This window comes from Notoacmeibacter ruber, from assembly GCF_003668555.1.
GTDB classification, from domain to species: Bacteria; Pseudomonadota; Alphaproteobacteria; order Rhizobiales; family Rhizobiaceae; genus Notoacmeibacter; species Notoacmeibacter ruber.
Genome location: NZ_RCWN01000001.1, coordinates 2433415 through 2451195, shown reverse-complemented (window position 1 = coordinate 2451195; position 17781 = coordinate 2433415). Strand labels below are relative to the sequence as shown.

The window sequence follows — 17781 nt, the reverse complement described above, 5'->3', positions numbered from 1 at the left end:
ATGACGAGTTTCTATGGTTTCGAACCGGCCTCGCGGCTGTTCCTCGGAACATCGCAATATCCCTCGCCCAAGGTGCTGGAAGATGCGGTCCGCGCTGCGAAGGTCGATATCGTCACGGTCTCGCTCCGGCGCGAGGGCGCGGATGGGGCCGGGCAGGCTTTCTTCGATCTCATCAAGGCGCTCGATGTCCGTGTGCTGCCCAATACGGCCGGCTGCCATGGCGTCAAGGAGGCCGTGACCACGGCACATATGGCGCGCGAGGTCTTCGGCACGCCGTGGGTCAAGCTGGAGGTGATTGGCGAGAACGATACGCTCTGCCCGGATGTGATCGGACTGGTCGAGGCCGCGCGCATCCTTGGCGAGGACGGATTCGAGGTTTTCCCCTATTGCACCGAAGACCTCGTAATCGCTGAAAAGCTTCTGTCGGCGGGCTGCAAGGTGCTCATGCCCTGGGGCGCGCCGATCGGTACGGCGCGGGGCCTCAATAATGAATACGGCCTGCGCTCGCTGCGCGGCCATTTCCCGGACGTGCCGCTGGTCGTGGATGCCGGGATCGGACTGCCGAGCCATGCCGCGCGGGCGATGGAGCTTGGCTATGATGCCGTTCTTCTGAACAGTGCGGTGGCCGGTGCCGGTGATCCGGTCGGCATGGCAAAAGCCATGGCGCTGGCGATTGAAGCCGGTTCGCTTGGCCGGAAGGCCGATCCGCTGGATGCGCGCGATATGGCGGTGCCCTCCACACCGGTTTTCGGAAAGGCAATGCTATGAGCGCTGGCGCGATGCGAACGGCGCTCGATCCCTTCTATCTGGTCGTCGACGACGCCGATTGGGTTGAGCGGCTGGTGCCTCACGGCGTGAAGCTGGTGCAACTGCGTTGTAAAGAAATGAGCGAGAGCCAACTGCGCGACAATATTCGCCGCGCAAAGGCGTGCTGCATCGCCCATGACTGCACCCTCGTCGTCAATGATTATTGGCGTCTGGCCATCGAAGAGGAATGCGCCTGGCTCCATCTGGGCCAGGAAGATCTGGCCGCCGCCAATCTGCCGGAAATCCGCGCCGTCGGGCTGAAGCTCGGAATCTCGACCCATGACAAGGCGGAGCTGGCTGCCGCTCTCGTCGCGGAGCCGGATTATGTTGCGCTCGGCCCGGTCTGGGAGACGAAGCTGAAGAAGATGCCGTGGCGTCCTCAGGGGCTGGAACGGCTTGGCCAGTGGAAAGAGCGGATCGGCGACCTGCCGCTTGTCGGTATTGGCGGTGTGACCGCCGAACGTCTACCGCAACTTTTCACGGCGGGGGCCGATATCGCGGCAGTGGTCACCGACATTACCCGCCATGAGAATCCGGAAGGCCGAACCGCCGCATGGATCGCGCAGACGAAGGAACAGCGTCTCAGCTTTCGCGGCTGAGAGGTGTTCGGGAGTCTCGCATTTCGAAGCGGGCTGGATGGCGGTTATTGCGCTGATAGGGAAGACTTTCCCATCGAACTTGTCGGAACGTCAAAGGTCTGCTAATTTAGATTTGCCTACATGACCTTGAGGAAGGGACGCCTAAGGTTTCCTTGTTCTGGTTGTTACAGCAGTCCGGCGTCATTGCCCCGTCGCCGGACCCGATTGCGCCCGATGCCGTCTGCATCGGGCGCATTTTTTGTCGGATGATGAGCGTCTCTCATCAGGTCTGTGCCTCTGGCCGCGCCACCGCTCTTGGAAAACATCGTTGCAAATAGGCCGCCTGCCGCCTATCGCGAGGCGGAGCATTCGCCGCTATAAGCGGGCACAGACCCTGCGGACCCGACCAAGACGCAAAGGCACGGCCGAACACCTCATGAGCAAGCAATTCGTCGTCACTCTTTCCTGCGCCGATCAGATCGGCATCGTCGCTGCCGTCACGACCGAACTGGCGACTGCGCGCGCCAATATCGCGGAGAGCAATCAGTTCTGGGATCGCGATGCGAACCGCTTCTTTCTTCGTCTGTCCGTCATCGTACCGGATGATATCGATCGCGATGCCATCGAACACGCATTGAAGCCGGTAACGGACCGGTTCGACATGAAAATGCGTGTCGTCGATGACGAACGGCGCCCGAAGATCATCCTCATGGTGAGCAAGTTCGACCATGCCATGCTTCATCTGCTCTATCAGATCCGCGTGGGCTGGCTGAGGGCAGAAGTCGTTGCCATCATCTCCAACCACGAGACCAGCCGCCGCACGGCGGAGTATGAAGGGATCGACTACTATCACTGGCCTTTGACGAAGGAAAACAAGCAGGAGCAGGAAGAAAAGCTGCTCACCCTGGTCAAGGAAACCGGTGCGGAAGCCGTTATTCTGGCGCGCTACATGCAGGTTCTCTCCGATAGTCTCTCCAACCGGCTCTATGGCCGGATCATCAACATCCATCACTCGTTTCTGCCGAGCTTCAAGGGAGCGAAGCCCTATCATCAAGCCCACGCGCGGGGGGTGAAGCTGATCGGCGCCACCGCTCACTATGTCACGCCCGACCTCGACGAAGGGCCGATCATCGAGCAGGAGACCGAGCGCGTGAACCACGCCATGACCGCAGAAGATTTCGTGGCGGCCGGTCGCGACATCGAAAGCCGCGTTCTGGCGCGTGCGGTCAAGATGCACCTGGAAGGCCGTGTCATGCTGAACGGTGCGCGGACGATCGTTTTCAACTGAACGAAGTGCTTTTCCGGTAGAGTCAGTCTCTGCCTTTACCGACATGCAAAAAGCCCGGCTATGAGGCCGGGCTTTTCTTTTTTCTTTTGGCTGGTGAGCATCGCTCGATGCGCGTCAGGCCGCGTCGGCGACGCCTCGCGTCTGTTCCGCAGCGGAGACATCGAACTGCGAGAGCTGTTCGTTGAGCGCTGCGGCGGCATTGGCCAGAACCTGACTGCCTGCCGTCGACTGTTCGGCGATGGCGGCGTTCTTCTGGGTCTCCTGATCCATCATCTGCATATTGCTGCTGACCTGGCTGAGACCATCGGACTGGGTCCGCATCGATGAGGTGATCGCGGTCACGTGCTCGCTGATGTCGGCGACCTCCTGAACGATGCGGCTCAGCGTATCGCCAGTTTCCCCGACGAGGACGGATCCCGACTTCACTTTTTCGACCGACCGCGTAATCAAGCCACGGATCTCGCCAGCGGCGTTGCCGCAGCGCTGCGCCAGTTCACGCACCTCCTGCGCGACCACGCCGAAGCCCTTGCCGGCCTCACCCGCACGGGCGGCCTCGACGCCGGCATTCAGCGCCAGAAGATTGGTCTGAAATGCGATCTCGTTGATGACGCTGACGATCTGCGTAATCTCATCGGATGAGTCCTCGATCTCGCGCATCGCATTCATCGCGCGGTCCACGATATCGGCCGATTGAGCGGCCTCCTTCCTGGCGTTCTCGACGATCGTCTGCACCTGATCGGTTCGGCTTGCCACGTCGGAGGCGTTCGACGCGATTTCCGTGAGCGTTTCGGAAGAGTGTTCGATGGATGCAGCCTGTCGCTCCGTCCGCTTGGCCAAATCGCTGGCCGCGTTGCTGACTTCGGCTGAAGACAGGCAGATGGAGTCGGCGTTTCTAGCCGCCTGATAGAGAGCGTCTGCCAGCTTGTGCGCCGCATCGTTGTAGTCCACGCGAAGCTGGTCGAACTCTTCTGCGAAAGGCTGGGAGATACGATGGCTGACATTGCCGGCAGCCAGACTGTTCAGCGCTGTGCCGAGAGTTTGAAGGGCATGATGGCGCGCCTGGCTGTCGCGAAGAGTGAGGTTTTCCCGCTCGGCCCGTTCTTTTTCCGACTGCGAGCGCATTTCTTCCGTCTCGCCTTCGATCCGGCGCTTCTGAATGGCCTGCTCGCGGAACACCTCGACCGCCGAGGCCATCGAGCCGATCTCGTTGCGCAGTTTATAGTCGTAAGAGGCGTGTTCGAGATTGCCGTCGGCAAGCCGGCGCATATCGTCGGTCAGCACATTGATCGGGCGTGCGATGATGCCGGAGAGCAGCATGCCGGCCAGGCAGACGCCCACCAACGCCAGAAAGCTGAGGCCTGCCATTGTCCAGGCCATCGCCCTGACACCGGCCATGGCAACCGCCTGATCGTAAAGCGAGACGACGTGGAAGGTCTTGCCGTCGAACGAAATGTCGGCGACGGCGGCCAAGCTGGTCCCCAGCCCCTCGGTGTCCTCAATGACGCCATTGCGTGTGGCGGTGGGGCCGGCCTCCAAGCCAGAGAAATCCAGTTCGCCGGTCCTTGCGCGATCATCGCTGCTGGCGAAAACCTTGCCGTTCTCGTCGGTAAGCAGGATCGCACGGGACGTCGAATCCAGACCCTGCTTGGCGAACATGTCGGAAACCTTGTCTGCCGAGACACGGAAGGCGACGACGGCCATGGGTGGCAGGGTTTCGTCCTCGTTCACGCCGAACATCGACTGCTGTTCGACCCCATGCGCAAGAAAGAGTGAAGGTCCATCGACGGGATAGGGTTCGAAACCGTTGCTTTCGAGCCCTTCGGCTTCACCGGCCATGATGGAATCGTACATGCGATTGAGGGGACCGTATTCGCTGGTCTCGAGATTTTGCATGAACTCTTCGGACTTCGTGACGGTATAGACGATGTTGCCTTTGTCATCGATCAGATAGAGGTCGGAGAGGCCGAGATCCTTCCAGTAGCTCAACAGCGAATTATGCACTTCGGAGTGCTTCCACTCGTAGATGCTGACATTCTTGCTTCGACCGGCAAACTGGGCGCGCTCCTCCGGCGTGGCACCTGCATTGCGGAACGTTTCGATATTCTCCTCGCGCATTCTTGCGACGTTGAAGCCGATGGACAGTTCCTGAAGACTGTTGGGCACCATGGCGCCGCCGGACATATTCTGCACCGCGTCTTGCAGCCGTTCCTCATATTCGCTGACGGCCCGGGCCTGATTGTCGGCGATGAGCCTCAGCTCGCGCGAGATCGAGTGACGCATCTCGCCGGATGCCTGAAAATAGCCGGCCGTCCCGACCACCGCGCAGGCCATCAAGGCCAGAAGCGCAAAGAGTGCTGAAAGACTTAGACGAAGACTAAATCGTCCGAGAAAGTTCGCGATCATCGGTGTCCCCCACTAGACCAACCGGTCTGATCGTGCATCGGAGACATTTAATTTTTGATTGAAATGCCTTTTTATCTTTTTTCTTCCGAAATCGAGGAAGGTCTTGTGCTCTTCACAAACCGCTTGTCAGACAGCTCTCGGGATGAGAGACCCCTCTCGATTATTGCAGTTCAAGAGGAGGGAAACATGGATATTTCAGGACAGGCCGCATTGATCACCGGCGGCGCATCCGGTCTCGGACTGGCAACGGCCAAGCGGCTGACGGCCGGCGGGGTCAAGGTGACGCTGCTCGACATGAACGAGGAGGCCGGACGCACCGAAGCGGAAAAGATGGGAGGTCACTTCGTCAAGGTCGACGTCACCGATGACGCACAGGTCCGCGAAGCGGTGGCGGAAGCGGAAGACAAGAATGGTGTCGCCCGCATCATGGTCAATTGCGCCGGCGTCGCCACGCCGTCCAAAATGCTGGATCGGGAGGGAAAAGCCACTCCGCTTGAAAATTTCTCCAAGGTGGTCAGCATCAACCTGATCGGAACCTACAATGTGACGTCCAAATTCGCGGAGCGCCTGGCCGCCGCAGAGCCGCTGGGCGAGGAACGCGGCGTCGTCATCAACACCGCCTCCGTCGCCGCCTTTGACGGGCAGATCGGCCAGCCGGCCTACGGCGCTTCGAAGGCAGGCGTCGCCGGCATGACGCTGCCCCTGGCGCGTGAGTTGGCTCGCTATGGCATACGCGTCATGACGATCGCGCCGGGTATCTTCTGGACGCCGATGCTCGCCGGCCTGCCGCAGGAAGCGCAGGATAGCCTGGGAAAACAGGTGCCGTTCCCGAGCCGCCTGGGCGATCCGGATGAATATGCGCAGCTTGCCGAGGCGATCATCTCCAACCCGATGCTGAACGGCGAGACGATCCGGCTGGATGGTGCCATCCGCATGGCGCCCAAGTAAGACGACAGCTTTCGCCGGTCAGTACAGGCCTCCATAGGCGAGGGCGAGGCTGATCGGCGAAAACGCTCGAAAGAAAAAGAGCGTCAGTGCGCAGGCCAGCGTCCAGATCGCCATGCCAATGACGGCCGGCGCCCAGCCGGCGGCGCGTTTGCCGCGCCAGGTGAGCCAGGCATTATAGCCGATCACGCCAACGCCCAGCGCGATGAAGAACACCATCATCGAGAATTGTGGCACGCCACCGAAATCCGCACCGAGGCCCATCAGCCTGGCGATGAAGGAAAGGGCGGGCACGCCAAAAAGATTGACCAGCAGGAAGGTCTTTCCTGTCCGCGCCAACGGCGGTGGTGGGGGAAGTCGGTTCGGCTTTGTCATCTGTCGCACCCTGTCTCTTGGCTCATGGAGCTAGAGTGCTGCCCTTTATGGGGAAGGGCTTTGCGACCTCGCTGCATCTTGACTCAGATCAAGAGATCGCCGGCATTTCTGCCCTAGGGTCGTCCTCACCCGGTTCCAGGAGGAGAGTGAGATGGGTCTTTTCAGCAAAATCAACGGTCAGGCCGACCTGCTGGGCTCCATGATGCGCCGGACCGGTGCGCTGGACGACGAGCGGATTCTCCGTCTGCCGGACTCCGTTCTACGTACGGCCTGGTTCCGCTGTCAGGGATGCGAACAGTCAGGCGCTTGCGCGCTCTTTCTCGAACGGTCCGAGGCGAACGAGCCGACACCGGATTATTGCCAGAACAAGGCTCTGATGGACTCTCTCGCCCGCTGACCCCGCGCTTGTCAGCGGCGGCGAAACAGCTTCGCCGCGATGACGAAGGCGAGGACGAAGATCGCGATCCAGATCAGCCAGCGGATCATAGAAACTCTTCCCGCGATGCGTCAGCGATCATAGTTGAGGATAGGCGCCAGCCAGCGCTCCACATCGTCCAGTTCCATCTTCTTGCGTCGTGCATAGTCCTCGACCTGATCCTTCTCGATCTTTCCGACGCCGAAATAGACGCTGTCGGGGTGGCTGAAGTAAAGTCCTGAGACGGATGAGGCCGGATGCATGGCGAAGCTCTGCGTGAGCGTCACGCCGGCCTGTTCGGTGGCGTTGAGCAGTGAGAACAGCGTGGCCTTTTCGGTGTGGTCCGGCTGCGACGGGTAGCCGGGGGCCGGGCGAATGCCGCGATATTTCTCGGCGATCAGATCCTCGTTGGAGAGTTCCTCATCGGCCTCGTAGCCCCAGAACTCCTTGCGGACGCGCTGATGCATATGTTCGGCGAAGGCTTCCGCCAGGCGGTCGCACAGTGCCTTGAACAGGATATTATTGTAGTCGTCATTGCCGGCGGTGAAGGCTTTCGAGCGGACTTCCTCGCCCAGGCCCGCGGTTACGCAAAACCCGCCGATCCAGTCTTCTCCCGGTGAGACGAAGTCCGAAAGGCAGTAGTTCGGGCGGCGATTGCCCCGTTTCTGGATCTGCTGGCGGAGGCCATGAAGAGTGGCGATCCGGTTTTCGCGAGTTTCATCCTCGAAGACGGCAATATCGTCCTCGCCATCGCGGCTCGCTGGCCAGAAGCCGATCACGGCGCGGGCTTCGACCCATTTTTCCGCAATCATGCTGTCCAGCATTTCATTGGCGTCTTGGAAAAGGCTGCGCGCGGCCGGCCCATAATCGGGGCTGTCCAGTATGCCCGGATAACGGCTTTTCATCTCCCAAGTCGCAAAGAAGGGAGTCCAGTCGATATGCTTGCGGAGGGTATCGAGATCGTAATCGATGAAGTTCTTGATGCCCGTGAAGGTCGGGCGGGGCGGCTGGTACTCGTCGAAGTCGAGTTTCGGCGCATTGTCGCGCGCTTCCTTCAGCGTCAGACGCTGCTTCTTGCCCTGTGCGTCGACATGGGCTGCACGGGCTTTTGCATTCTCATCGCGTATGCGCTCGACATAGCCGGCCTTCTGGTCGCCCATCAGATGGCCGACGACGCCGACGGCGCGTGACGCATCCGTGACGTAGATCACCGCATCCTTGTCATAGGCAGGCTCGATCTTGACGGCCGTGTGAGTGACGGAGGTCGTGGCGCCGCCGATCAGGAGCGGAATGTCGAAATCGAGGCGCTGCATTTCAGAGGCGACGCTTACCATCTCGTCGAGGGAGGGGGTGATCAGGCCGGAAAGGCCGATCATGTCGACCTTCTTCTCCCGGGCTTCCTGCAGGATCTTCTCCGCGGGCACCATGACGCCGAGATCGATGACGTCATAGCCGTTACATTGCAGAACGACGCTCACGATGTTCTTGCCGATGTCATGCACATCGCCCTTCACCGTCGCCATGAGGACAGTCCCGTTGGACTTGCCGGCCTGGCCGGTCTCTTCCTTCTCGGCTTCGAGATAGGGAAGAAGATGCGCAACGGCGGCTTTCATCACGCGGGCGCTCTTGACGACCTGCGGCAGGAACATCTTGCCGGCGCCAAACAGGTCGCCGACGACATTCATGCCGTCCATCAACGGCCCTTCGATCACATGGAGCGGGCGCTCGGCCTTCTGCCGCGCTACCTCCGTGTCTTCCACGATGTATTCGGTGATGCCCTGGACCAGCGCATGTTCGAGGCGTTTCTCGACGGGCGCCTCACGCCATTTCGTATCCTGCTTTCTGGTCTTGGCTCCGCCTTCACCCTTGTATTTGTCCGCAACGGCGAGGAGGCGGTCGGTTGCATCGGACCGGCGGTTGAGAATGACGTCCTCGACCGCTTCACGCAGCTCGTCGGGAATCTGATCGTAGATGGTGAGCTGGCCGGCATTGACGATCGCCATGTCGAGGCCGGCTGGAATGGCGTGATAGAGAAACACGCTATGCATGGCCTCGCGAACGGGATCATTGCCGCGAAACGAGAAGGAGACGTTGGAGAGGCCGCCGGAGATGCGCGCATGTGGCAGGTTCGCCTTGATCTGCCGGCAGGCGTCGAAGAAGGCTACGGCGTAGTCATTATGCTCTTCAATGCCCGTAGCAACGGCGAAGATATTCGGATCGAAGATGATATCCTGCGGCGGGAATTTCACCTTGTCGACAAGCAGGCGGTAGGCGCGCTCGCAGATTGCAAACTTATGTTCGGCGGTTTCGGCCTGGCCGTTCTCATCAAATGCCATGATAACGGTCGCGGCGCCATGCGCCTTGAGCTTGCGCGCCTGTTCGAGAAAGGGCGCTTCGCCTTCCTTCAGGCTGATCGAATTGACGACCGCCTTGCCCTGAACGCATTTCAGTCCGGCTTCGATGACCTCCCATTTGGAGCTGTCGATCATCACCGGCACGCGTGCGATGTCGGGCTCGCCCGCCATGCGCTGAAGAAAGGTCGTCATCGCCTCGACACCATCGATGAGGCCGTCATCCATGTTGACGTCGATGATCTGCGCGCCGTTCTCGACCTGCTGGCGCGCCACGGCGAGGGCGTCTTCATAATTGTCGTCGACGATCAGTCGCTTGAATTTGGCCGATCCGGCGACGTTGGTGCGTTCGCCGATATTGATGAACTGGCTGGACGCTGCCTGGCTCATGCATTCACCGTGATCTGAAAGGGTTCGAGGCCGGAGAGACGCAAAGTCGGTTCCACCACCGGCGGCGTGTGGGGCTTCGATGCCTCGACGGCTTTTGCGATCGCCCGGATATGATCGGGCGTCGTGCCGCAACAGCCGCCCAGAATGTTGATATAGCCTGATTCAGCCCAAGGCTTCAGCAGCGCCTGCATCTCATCCGGATCCTGGTCGTATTCACCGAACGCGTTCGGCAAGCCGGCATTGGGAAAGGCGAGAATGCGGGTGTCCGCAACCTTCGAGATCGCAACGATGTGAGGACGCATCTCGTCCGCGCCGAGCGCGCAATTGAACCCGACGGCAAAGGGCTTGGCGTGCATGATCGAAAGCCAGAAGGCTTCGGGGGTCTGCCCGGAGAGGGTGCGGCCCGAACGGTCGGTGATGGTGCCCGAAATGAGGATCGCTCTTTCCTCGCCGTGCGCTTCGAAGGCTTCCTGAGCCGCGACGATGGCGGCTTTGGCGTTCAGCGTATCGAAGATGGTTTCGATCAGCAGCGCATCGACATCGGCAAACATCGCATCGATCTGGCCGCGATAGGTCTCCTTCACCTCATCGAAGGTCACATCGCGAAAACCGGAGTCTTCCACCTTGGGCGAAATGGAGAGGGTCTTGTTCAACGGTCCGATCGAACCGAGAACCGCACGCGGTTTCTCCGGCGTCTTGCGGGTCCATTCATCGGCGCATTGCCGCGCGACCCTGGCCGCCGCCGCTGCGATCTCCTCGGCATGGTCCTGCATGCCGTAATCGGCCTGGCTGATGGTCGTCGCGTTGAAACTGTTGGTCTCGATCAGGTCCGCGCCCGCTTCAAGATAGGCGTTGTGGACCTTCGCTACCGCTTCCGGCTTCGTCAGCGAAAGAAGATCATTGTCCCCCTTCAGCGGCAGAGACCAGTCCGCAAACCGATCTCCCCGGAAGTCCTCTTCCTCCAGCTTTTGCCGTTGGATCATCGTGCCCATCGCGCCGTCCAGAATCAGGATGCGATTTTGGGCGGCTTCGGCAATGGCGCTCCAGCGTTCGGTCATGGTGGCTAATCCCTGTGGCGGATGCGAGCATGGGATTCACCCAGTGCACGGCTGACGGCGATGGCGATATCGGCGCGGTTGAGTGTGTAAAGATGAAAATCCCTGACGCCGCCATCATAGAGTTCGGCGCAAAGATCCGTCGCGACCGATGCCGTCAGCATCTGGCGCGTCAGGAGGTCTTCTTCCAGTCCCTCGAACATGCGCCGATACCAATTGGGGACCTGTACCCCCACCGCGCCGGCCATTCTAGACAGGCCAGCAATATTCGGCTGCAGCATGACGCCCGGTACGATGTCGATATCGATCCCGGCATTGGCGACGCGGTCGCGATATTCGAAAAAGACATCGGCCTCGAAGAAAAATTGCGTGATGGCCTTGCTGGCACCGGCATCCGCCTTTCGGCGAAGAATGTCGAGTTCGACCTGCCAATCCGCACTCTCCGGATGGCGTTCTGGATAGGCGGAGCAAAAAATCTCGAAATCGTGGCGCTTCTTCAGTCCCGCGATCAACTCGGGAGCGTAGGGATAGCCTTGCGGATGCGGTTCGTACTTGCCGCCAAATCCGGAGGGCGGATCGCCACGGAGGGCCACGATGGAGCGAATGCCGGCTTCCCATAGCTGATCGGCGAGGGAATCGACCGCAGCGCAGGTGGCACCGACGCAGGTCAGATGAGCGGCCGGTGTCAGCGAAGTTTCGCGCACCATGCGAGAAACCGTGGCGAGCGTGCGCTCCTGGGTTGATCCACCAGCGCCGTATGTGACGGATACATAGGATGGCTGCAGCATCTCCAGCCGCTGGACTGCTGCCCAGAGATCGGCTTCCGCCTTCTCGGTCTTTGGCGGAAAGAACTCGTAAGAGACCTTCACATCGGCATCATTCGCACCGTCGAGCCTCAAACCATTGGAAGGATCGACATCCTCATGAGCGTGCGGTTGCAGGGTGGCCATATTCTTCTCCGTCGGCTCTCGGCCGTGGGGTGTGCGCCATTCGTGCCGGCGCAACAAATCGAGCATCATAACGACAAGTGCCGTAGTTCTCGGGACATAAATATTTCTTTATGTGTTATGTCAACTCGCGATTGCCACTGAGATCGGGCAGGGGCAGGAGGCGGCGATTGTTACGCAACGTAATGTTGTTCCCAACCATCCATTAAGCTCACGATAAGGGTTTCTGGTGCAAATCTCACGTCACTGCTAGAGGAAAACGAGGTCATGGCGGCACGGCAAACCTATCGCATTCTTCTGGCAGACGCGGATCGCGATCGGATGCTTGTCGTCCGTGAGGCTCTCGACGAACTTCCGCGACTGAATACGGAAATCAGAACCGTTACGACCGCTCCCGCCCTGATCGGCCTTCTCAAGGCTGAAAATTTCGATCTGGTCATTGCCGCCGACGATTTGCCCCGATGCCATGGCGCGGAGCTTCTTCGCTGGATGAAAGTCCAGGTCCGACAGGTCCCCATCGTTCTTATCGCGCCAAAATGGAATCTTGCCGATCAGGAAGAGAAATATGCCGCAGCGGCTGATCTTCTCGACCATGGAGAGCTGATAGCTCCCATTCTCGACCGTGCGGTCCGCTACGCGGTTTCCGGCCACGACCGCCATGCGATGACGCTATCCGTGCTGGAAAACACCGATTCCATTATCGCCGTCATCGACCGCGAAAACCGCGTGAAGCTGGCCAACTCCGCGTTCTGGAGCCTGGCCGCGGAAGCCGCCGCCAGCGCGGGTACCTTTCAGACCGACGTCCTGTTGGCGAAGGTTCTGCGGAATCAGACGGGCGAAATTCGTGTCGGCGAACGGATATTGAAAAGCCGCATTGTGGATTTGCCGCACAATTACCGTTCCATCGTTCTCCTCGATGTGACGCGTCATGCCATGGCGCTCGCCGAACGCCGCGATACGGAACGGCGCATCACTCATCTTGCGACGCATGACTCCCTCACCGGCCTACCCAACCGCCTCGGCTTCAGTGGCGAGATCAACAAGCGGATTCGAGCGGCCAAACTCGAGGGCAAGGAGTTCTATCTCGTTACATTCGACCTGAAGCGTTTCAAGGAAATCAACGATGTTTTCGGCCACGCGACCGGTGACGGGCTTCTGAAATCGGTCGCCGAACGCATGCGAGGATCGCTTCGCGAGAATGAATATCTGGCCCGGCTCGGTGGCGACGAGTTCGTTGCGCTGCAACCGAAGAACGGGGACGACGACACCCTGCCATGTATCGTGCGGCGCATTCTGAAGGCCTGCGACCAGAGTTTTACCGTCAAGAAGAAACTCATCAACGTTTCCCTCAGCGCCGGCATTTCGATTTATCCCGCTCACGGCCAGACGGCCGAAGAACTGCAGGCCAATGCGGCTTGCGCGATCGGCCGCATCAAGCGGAACCCGCTTGAGCGCGTCTGCACCTTCGATGAGAGCATGGACCGGGCGCTTCGCAAGCGGCGCATTCTGGCCGCCGATCTGCAGCAGGCGCTCGAGGACCGCGCCATCGAAGTTCACTTCCAGCCCAAGGCCCGTGTTCGGGATTGCCGACTGACCGGTTTCGAGGCGCTTGCGAGATGGACCCATCCGCAGCTGGGGCCGATTTCTCCGGTGGAGTTCATTTCCATCGCCGAAGAGTACGGCATGATCATCGAACTTGGCCGCTGCCTGATGGAGAAGGCCTGCTCCATCGCCCGAAGCTGGCCGGACGACCTCCATCTGGCGATCAATGTGTCGCCGGTCCAGATCATCCACACGGATCTGGTCGAAACCGTCCGCGAGACGCTCATGGCAACGGGACTCAACCCGAAGCGGCTCGAAATCGAGATCACGGAGTCCCTCCTTATCGGCGATACGGAGCGTACGCTCGAAGTGCTCCGAAAATTGCGGGCGATGGATATTTCGATCGCCATGGATGATTTCGGCACGGGCTATTCGTCGCTCTCGGCCCTGATGGCGTTCCCCTTCGATACGCTCAAAATCGACAGGACCTTTATCGAAAAGATCACGCATAACCCGCAGGCCTACGAGATCGTCCGTTCCGTGATCGGTCTTGGACGGATGATGGACTTCAAGGTCGTCGCGGAAGGCGTGGACATGCAGAGCCACATCGATTTTCTGCGCGAGCATGGATGCTCCGAGATGCAGGGTTTTCTTCTCGGCAAGCCCGCCCCGGCCGACAAGATCGCCGCCCTGATTGCAGATGGTCCGATACTGAAAACGCTGGAATCTCCCTTACATACCTCCAAGGCCGCCTGAATACGGGCTGCCGGGATGGGAGAAGCGAAATGGATCGAGTGACAGGCGCGCCCTGCGATTGGAAAAGAGGACACGTCCGCATTCATTGTCATCAGGCTGAAGCTTCTTCATGGTTACGCGGGTTTCGGCGAGCGCCATGGAAAATCGATTGATTGGTAACGCATTGGGTGAAGTGTCTCGCCGGCCTCCGGGTGTGCTGGCCGCCAATGCAATCACACTCATCCTTTTCTTTCTGGCTTCGGGCGGGATCCTCTATCTCTCTGACCGGACCGATACGCTTGCGCCTGTCTGGCCTGCGGCCGGCGTCGCGCTGGCTGCCGTTTCGCTCCTGGGTTACAGGGTGGCGCCGGGCATTTTCCTTGGCAGCGCGGCTGCGCTACGCTTGTTCGCAAGCGATCTTTCGATCGTCGAAACAGCGGCTATTGCCGCCGTGGAGGCCGCCGGACCCGTTATCGCCGTTGCTGCGGCGCGGTTGATTGGCGTCCGCGATCCGTTCGAACGAGTCTCGTCGCTCATTCTCTTCCTACTGATTGCGGGCATACCCAGCGCGCTCGCTTCCGTCAGTACATCGCTGATAGTCGAAACTCTGAACGGGCACCTGGCATCCGGTCAGTGGAAGGAACTCGGCCTCATTCTCGTCTTCGGCCAAGCCGTGGGGATCGTCAGTGTCTGGCCGTTGCTGGAGAGCTGGTGGCGATACGGGGTGCCGCCGCGACCTGCCCTGCTTGTTGCCATTATCGCGCTCACCGCCGCTCTTACGATCGCGTTTCTGGTTGCCGACAGTACCTATCTCCGCCTGATCCATATCGCCCCGATGATCATCTGGGCATCGCTTGCCTATGACGTGCGCGGCGCATCGCTCTCCGTCGCCCTGGTCGGTCTTCTTCTGAGCGTCGATCTGGTCTGGCGGGACGGTGCAGGTCTGGGTCCGGACCTTGCCAGCGACCAGATCCTCTTCCTGCAGCAGCAGCTCTTCATCATCGGCGTGATCGCGCTGATCGTTGGCGTCATCGACTACTCGCGCCAGAAGAGGCAGCAGGAGCGTCTCGCGCTGGCGGCCGATGCGGCTGGGCTCGGCTTCTTCGAGGCCAATCTCAAGACGGGTGCCATGCTGGTCGATCAGAAGATCAGGCGGATACTGGATCTGCCGGCTTCGGCCGAACCCATCAAGATCACCCGTTTTATCGAGCAGCTTCATCCTGATGATGCCGGCCCGCTTCGGGAACTCCTGCTTCGCCACGAGCAGGATAGCGGAAAGACTTTTACGGTGGAGCCGCGGGTCGATGATTCATCGACCGTTCTGCCTCGGTGGGTCTCCATCAATGGCCGTATCACGCATGAACGGCGCAATATGGGCGTGACACGCATCATGGCGCGCGGCTCGGTGCGCGATATTTCGGAGCGCAAGCGTGTCGAGCGGCGGGTGCGTCAGCATGAGAGACTGCTCAGGGGCATATTGGACAGTCTGGCGGCGTGGGTCGCGGTCGTCGGCCCCGACGGCACCGTCGTCGAAAGCAATGAGGGTGATTTCGTCCGTTTGAACCGCTCGATGCGCGGGCTTCTCGGTACGAAGATATGGGACGACGGATGGTGGGCCGGCAATGTCCATGCCGCATCCACCGTTCGTGAAGCGGTACAGGCCGCAACGCGAAGCGGACAGACGTCCCGATTGGATATCTGCATGAGCGGACCGGACCGCGCGGAGCCGTTCTGGGTGGATCTGCAGATCGCCCCTTTGCAGGATGCGCCGATCGAGGGTTCCGTGGTGCTGTCCGGTATCGATATCACCTCCCGCCGCTCTGCGGAGGCTCGCTCGGGCCGGTTGAGCGATATTATCGAAGCGACGCCGGACTATGTCGCTCTCGGCACGCCCGACGGCATACCCAATTATCTCAATCCCGGCGGCAGGCAACTCATATCGGGTGGCGAGGACAGAAGCAGGGCCGACGATCCGCTACCGGAGGGCGCACCCAATCTGCTCTATCACCTTGATGGAGCGCAGCGCCGCGAACTGTTCGAAAACGGCCTATGGATGGGTGAGAACACGGTCGAACTTGCGGATGGCAGTGCGATTCCCGTCAGCCAGGTGCTGATCGCCCACAAGGATGACGGCGTCGTGACCTCGCTTTCGACGATCATGCGCGATGTCAGCGAACAGCGCCGCAGCGTCGAGCGCCAGACCTTATTGATGCGGGAGCTCTCGCACCGGGTGAAGAACACCCTGGCGGTCATTCAGGGGATGGCGCGGCAAACGCTTCGTACAGCGGACAGTCCGCAGGCCTTCGCCGAGAGCTTTCTCGGCCGGATCGCCAGCCTTTCGGCCAGTCATGCGCTACTGACCGAGCGAGACTGGTCGGCCCCAAGTCTTCGTGAGGTCGTCCATTCCCAGTTGCTGCCGATGCTCGGCGCTGACCGGACGATCGAACTTTCCGGACCGGTGGTCTTGCTGCCGGCGGAAACGGCGACGCAGTTCGGGCTGGTCGTCCACGAATTGGGAACGAACGCCATGAAGCACGGTGCTCTGGCGTCCGATGACGGCCTTCTGTCGATCACCTGGTCGGTCAAGGGAACGCGTCGGCTGCATTTCGTCTGGAAGGAACATGGAGCCCGCAATATTCGTGAGCCAAAGGAAAACAGAGGTTTTGGCACGCGGCTTTTGCAGATGACCGCCTTGGAACTGGAGCGAAAATTCGAGGCGGACGGTCTTCGCGTCACCTTCGATCTGGAACTGCCCGAGACCGCTCAGAGGCTGGATAATCCCGGGCCATCCCAGGACTGAAGTGACCATGCTGGCCCTCCACGCGAGCAGATCGAAATGGAGACCTGTCGCAGAACGGCACGGCTTTACTCTTCACTAACGATAATCCGTCACTTTTCCAGATGAGGGGAAACAAAAGGCGTCTCCGGGCATTGTTTCTTCCGAAAGGGACGGCGTTATGATGACATTCTTGTTTAAGAATATCCTAATCGTTGAAGACGAGATGCTTATCGCGATGGACGCGGAAGAAAGCCTGGAATCCGCCGGTCATGGCGTGGTCAAGGTTGCGCGGACCGTCAGTGAAGCATTGAGCATTCTGCGTGAACAGGTCGTTGATGCTGCTCTTCTGGATTTCAATCTGCCGGACGGCACATCGATCCCGATTGCGCGGTGGCTGGAAGAGCACGGTGTGCCCTATGCAATCGTCACATCGCAGAGCCCGCGGCATCTTTTCCGCGAAAATCTGCCGCGCTCGCCGATCTATCAGAAGCCTTCCGATTACGCAGCGATCGCTCAGGATCTGGCAAGAGCCGCTTAACGTCGGTGGTTTCAGGAACGGCTTGGCGATCAACACGTTGGTCTCCCACAATCACTGTGAGGAGACCATTTTTATGCGCACGACATTGACTTTTATGCGCACGACATTGACTGCAGCTCTCGCCCTTTCTCTTGCCGGCATTGCGAGCCCCGCACTTGCGCAGGACGATATGACCATTCGCTCGGCCGCGGCGACGATCAATGGCGCGGATGGCGCCGAACACGGCGCGGTGACGATGCAGCAGACGCCAAACGGAGTGCTGCTCGTCCTCGACCTTAAGGATATTCCCGCAGGCGTTCACGGGTTCCACATTCACGAGACCGGAGAGTGCACGCCGGACTTCAAGGCCGCAGGCGGTCATTTCGCCGGTGGCAAGGAACATGGCTTTCTGGTCGAGGGCGGCCCGCACCCCGGCGACATGCCGAATATTCGCGTCAGCGATAGCGGCGCGCTCCAGCAGGAAATCCTGAACACGCGCATCAGCCTTCTCGAAGGTGAAGACGGGTATCTGATGGATGAGGACGGCTCGGCCATCGTTATCCATGCCGGCGCGGATGACTATCAGAGCCAGCCGAGCGGCGATGCCGGCGAACGGCTCGCATGCGGCGTGATCGAAAAGAAGTAATCGCTCCA

12 protein-coding genes and 1 pseudogene are annotated in these 17781 nt (G+C 60.1%); 9 read left to right on the top strand and 4 right to left on the bottom strand.

Features of this window, described 5'->3' with window-relative positions; genetic code table 11:
• The 3 genes from D8780_RS11675 (at nt 1) to purU (ending at nt 2673) form a co-directional block, all read left to right on the top strand.
• Nucleotides 1-768, top strand: a complete 768-nt coding sequence (locus tag D8780_RS11675) for a thiazole synthase (RefSeq protein WP_121645740.1) — start codon at nt 1-3, stop codon at nt 766-768.
• Nucleotides 765-1406 carry a thiamine phosphate synthase gene (locus D8780_RS11670; protein ID WP_245412334.1) on the top strand — a complete coding sequence of 214 codons (642 nt, stop codon included), beginning with the start codon at nt 765-767 and terminating at the stop codon, nt 1404-1406. Before D8780_RS11675 ends, D8780_RS11670 begins: the two co-directional genes overlap by 4 nt.
• A gap of 415 nt (nt 1407-1821) precedes the next feature.
• On the top strand, nt 1822-2673 hold the full coding sequence (purU, locus tag D8780_RS11665; RefSeq protein WP_121645739.1) for a formyltetrahydrofolate deformylase: 852 nt from the start codon (nt 1822-1824) through the stop codon (nt 2671-2673).
• A gap of 114 nt (nt 2674-2787) precedes the next feature.
• On the opposite strand, the gene D8780_RS11660 is transcribed toward purU, so the two are convergent.
• Complete coding sequence (locus tag D8780_RS11660) at nt 2788-5076, bottom strand: methyl-accepting chemotaxis protein (RefSeq protein WP_121645738.1); 2289 nt, start codon at nt 5074-5076, stop codon at nt 2788-2790.
• A gap of 186 nt (nt 5077-5262) precedes the next feature.
• On the opposite strand from D8780_RS11660, the gene D8780_RS11655 reads away from it, so the two are divergent.
• Nucleotides 5263-6024 (top strand): SDR family NAD(P)-dependent oxidoreductase, encoded by a 762-nt coding sequence (locus D8780_RS11655; RefSeq protein ID WP_121646544.1) that lies wholly within the window; start codon nt 5263-5265, stop codon nt 6022-6024.
• An 18-nt stretch (nt 6025-6042) separates the two neighbouring features.
• Here the strand turns inward: D8780_RS11655 and D8780_RS11650 are convergent, their stop codons facing one another.
• Complete coding sequence (locus D8780_RS11650; RefSeq protein ID WP_147440310.1) at nt 6043-6396, bottom strand: hypothetical protein; 354 nt, start codon at nt 6394-6396, stop codon at nt 6043-6045.
• 151 nt (nt 6397-6547) lie between these two features.
• On the opposite strand from D8780_RS11650, the gene D8780_RS11645 reads away from it, so the two are divergent.
• Nucleotides 6548-6793 carry a DUF6455 family protein gene (locus D8780_RS11645; RefSeq protein ID WP_121645736.1) on the top strand — a complete coding sequence of 82 codons (246 nt, stop codon included), beginning with the start codon at nt 6548-6550 and terminating at the stop codon, nt 6791-6793.
• Between the two features lie 110 nt (nt 6794-6903).
• Here the strand turns inward: D8780_RS11645 and metH are convergent.
• A pseudogene (metH, locus tag D8780_RS11640) lies at nt 6904-10610 on the bottom strand (methionine synthase).
• 5 nt (nt 10611-10615) lie between these two features.
• On the bottom strand, nt 10616-11557 hold the full coding sequence (gene metF, locus D8780_RS11630; RefSeq protein WP_121646543.1) for a methylenetetrahydrofolate reductase [NAD(P)H]: 942 nt from the start codon (nt 11555-11557) through the stop codon (nt 10616-10618).
• A gap of 264 nt (nt 11558-11821) precedes the next feature.
• Here metF and D8780_RS11625 point away from each other — a divergent pair, with 264 nt between their 5' ends.
• From D8780_RS11625 to D8780_RS11610, 4 genes are all read left to right on the top strand, one after another.
• Complete coding sequence (locus D8780_RS11625; RefSeq protein ID WP_121645733.1) at nt 11822-13852, top strand: putative bifunctional diguanylate cyclase/phosphodiesterase; 2031 nt, start codon at nt 11822-11824, stop codon at nt 13850-13852.
• A 136-nt stretch (nt 13853-13988) separates the two neighbouring features.
• Nucleotides 13989-16631 (top strand): HWE histidine kinase domain-containing protein, encoded by a 2643-nt coding sequence (locus D8780_RS11620; RefSeq protein ID WP_210209461.1) that lies wholly within the window; start codon nt 13989-13991, stop codon nt 16629-16631.
• Between the two features lie 169 nt (nt 16632-16800).
• Nucleotides 16801-17148, top strand: coding sequence for a response regulator (locus D8780_RS11615; protein ID WP_158598494.1), 348 nt, complete (start codon nt 16801-16803; stop codon nt 17146-17148).
• 73 nt (nt 17149-17221) lie between these two features.
• A complete protein-coding gene (locus tag D8780_RS11610; protein WP_245412333.1) occupies nt 17222-17773 on the top strand; it encodes a superoxide dismutase family protein in 552 nt (183 codons plus the stop codon).
• The last annotated feature ends 8 nt before the right edge of the window (nt 17774-17781 follow it).

Excerpts from the sequence above, each read along its gene's own strand:
- D8780_RS11675 (WP_121645740.1), top strand. The coding sequence starts at position 1 with ATGACGAGTTTCTATGGTTTCGAACCGGCCTCGCGGCTGTTCCTCGGA.
- D8780_RS11670 (WP_245412334.1), top strand. The coding sequence starts at position 765 with ATGAGCGCTGGCGCGATGCGAACGGCGCTCGATCCCTTCTATCTGGTC.
- purU (WP_121645739.1), top strand. The coding sequence starts at position 1,822 with ATGAGCAAGCAATTCGTCGTCACTCTTTCCTGCGCCGATCAGATCGGC.
- D8780_RS11660 (WP_121645738.1), bottom strand. The coding sequence starts at position 5,076 with ATGATCGCGAACTTTCTCGGACGATTTAGTCTTCGTCTAAGTCTTTCA.
- D8780_RS11655 (WP_121646544.1), top strand. The coding sequence starts at position 5,263 with ATGGATATTTCAGGACAGGCCGCATTGATCACCGGCGGCGCATCCGGT.
- D8780_RS11650 (WP_147440310.1), bottom strand. The coding sequence starts at position 6,396 with ATGACAAAGCCGAACCGACTTCCCCCACCACCGCCGTTGGCGCGGACA.
- D8780_RS11645 (WP_121645736.1), top strand. The coding sequence starts at position 6,548 with ATGGGTCTTTTCAGCAAAATCAACGGTCAGGCCGACCTGCTGGGCTCC.
- metF (WP_121646543.1), bottom strand. The coding sequence starts at position 11,557 with ATGGCCACCCTGCAACCGCACGCTCATGAGGATGTCGATCCTTCCAAT.
- D8780_RS11625 (WP_121645733.1), top strand. The coding sequence starts at position 11,822 with ATGGCGGCACGGCAAACCTATCGCATTCTTCTGGCAGACGCGGATCGC.
- D8780_RS11620 (WP_210209461.1), top strand. The coding sequence starts at position 13,989 with ATGGAAAATCGATTGATTGGTAACGCATTGGGTGAAGTGTCTCGCCGG.
- D8780_RS11610 (WP_245412333.1), top strand. The coding sequence starts at position 17,222 with ATGCGCACGACATTGACTTTTATGCGCACGACATTGACTGCAGCTCTC.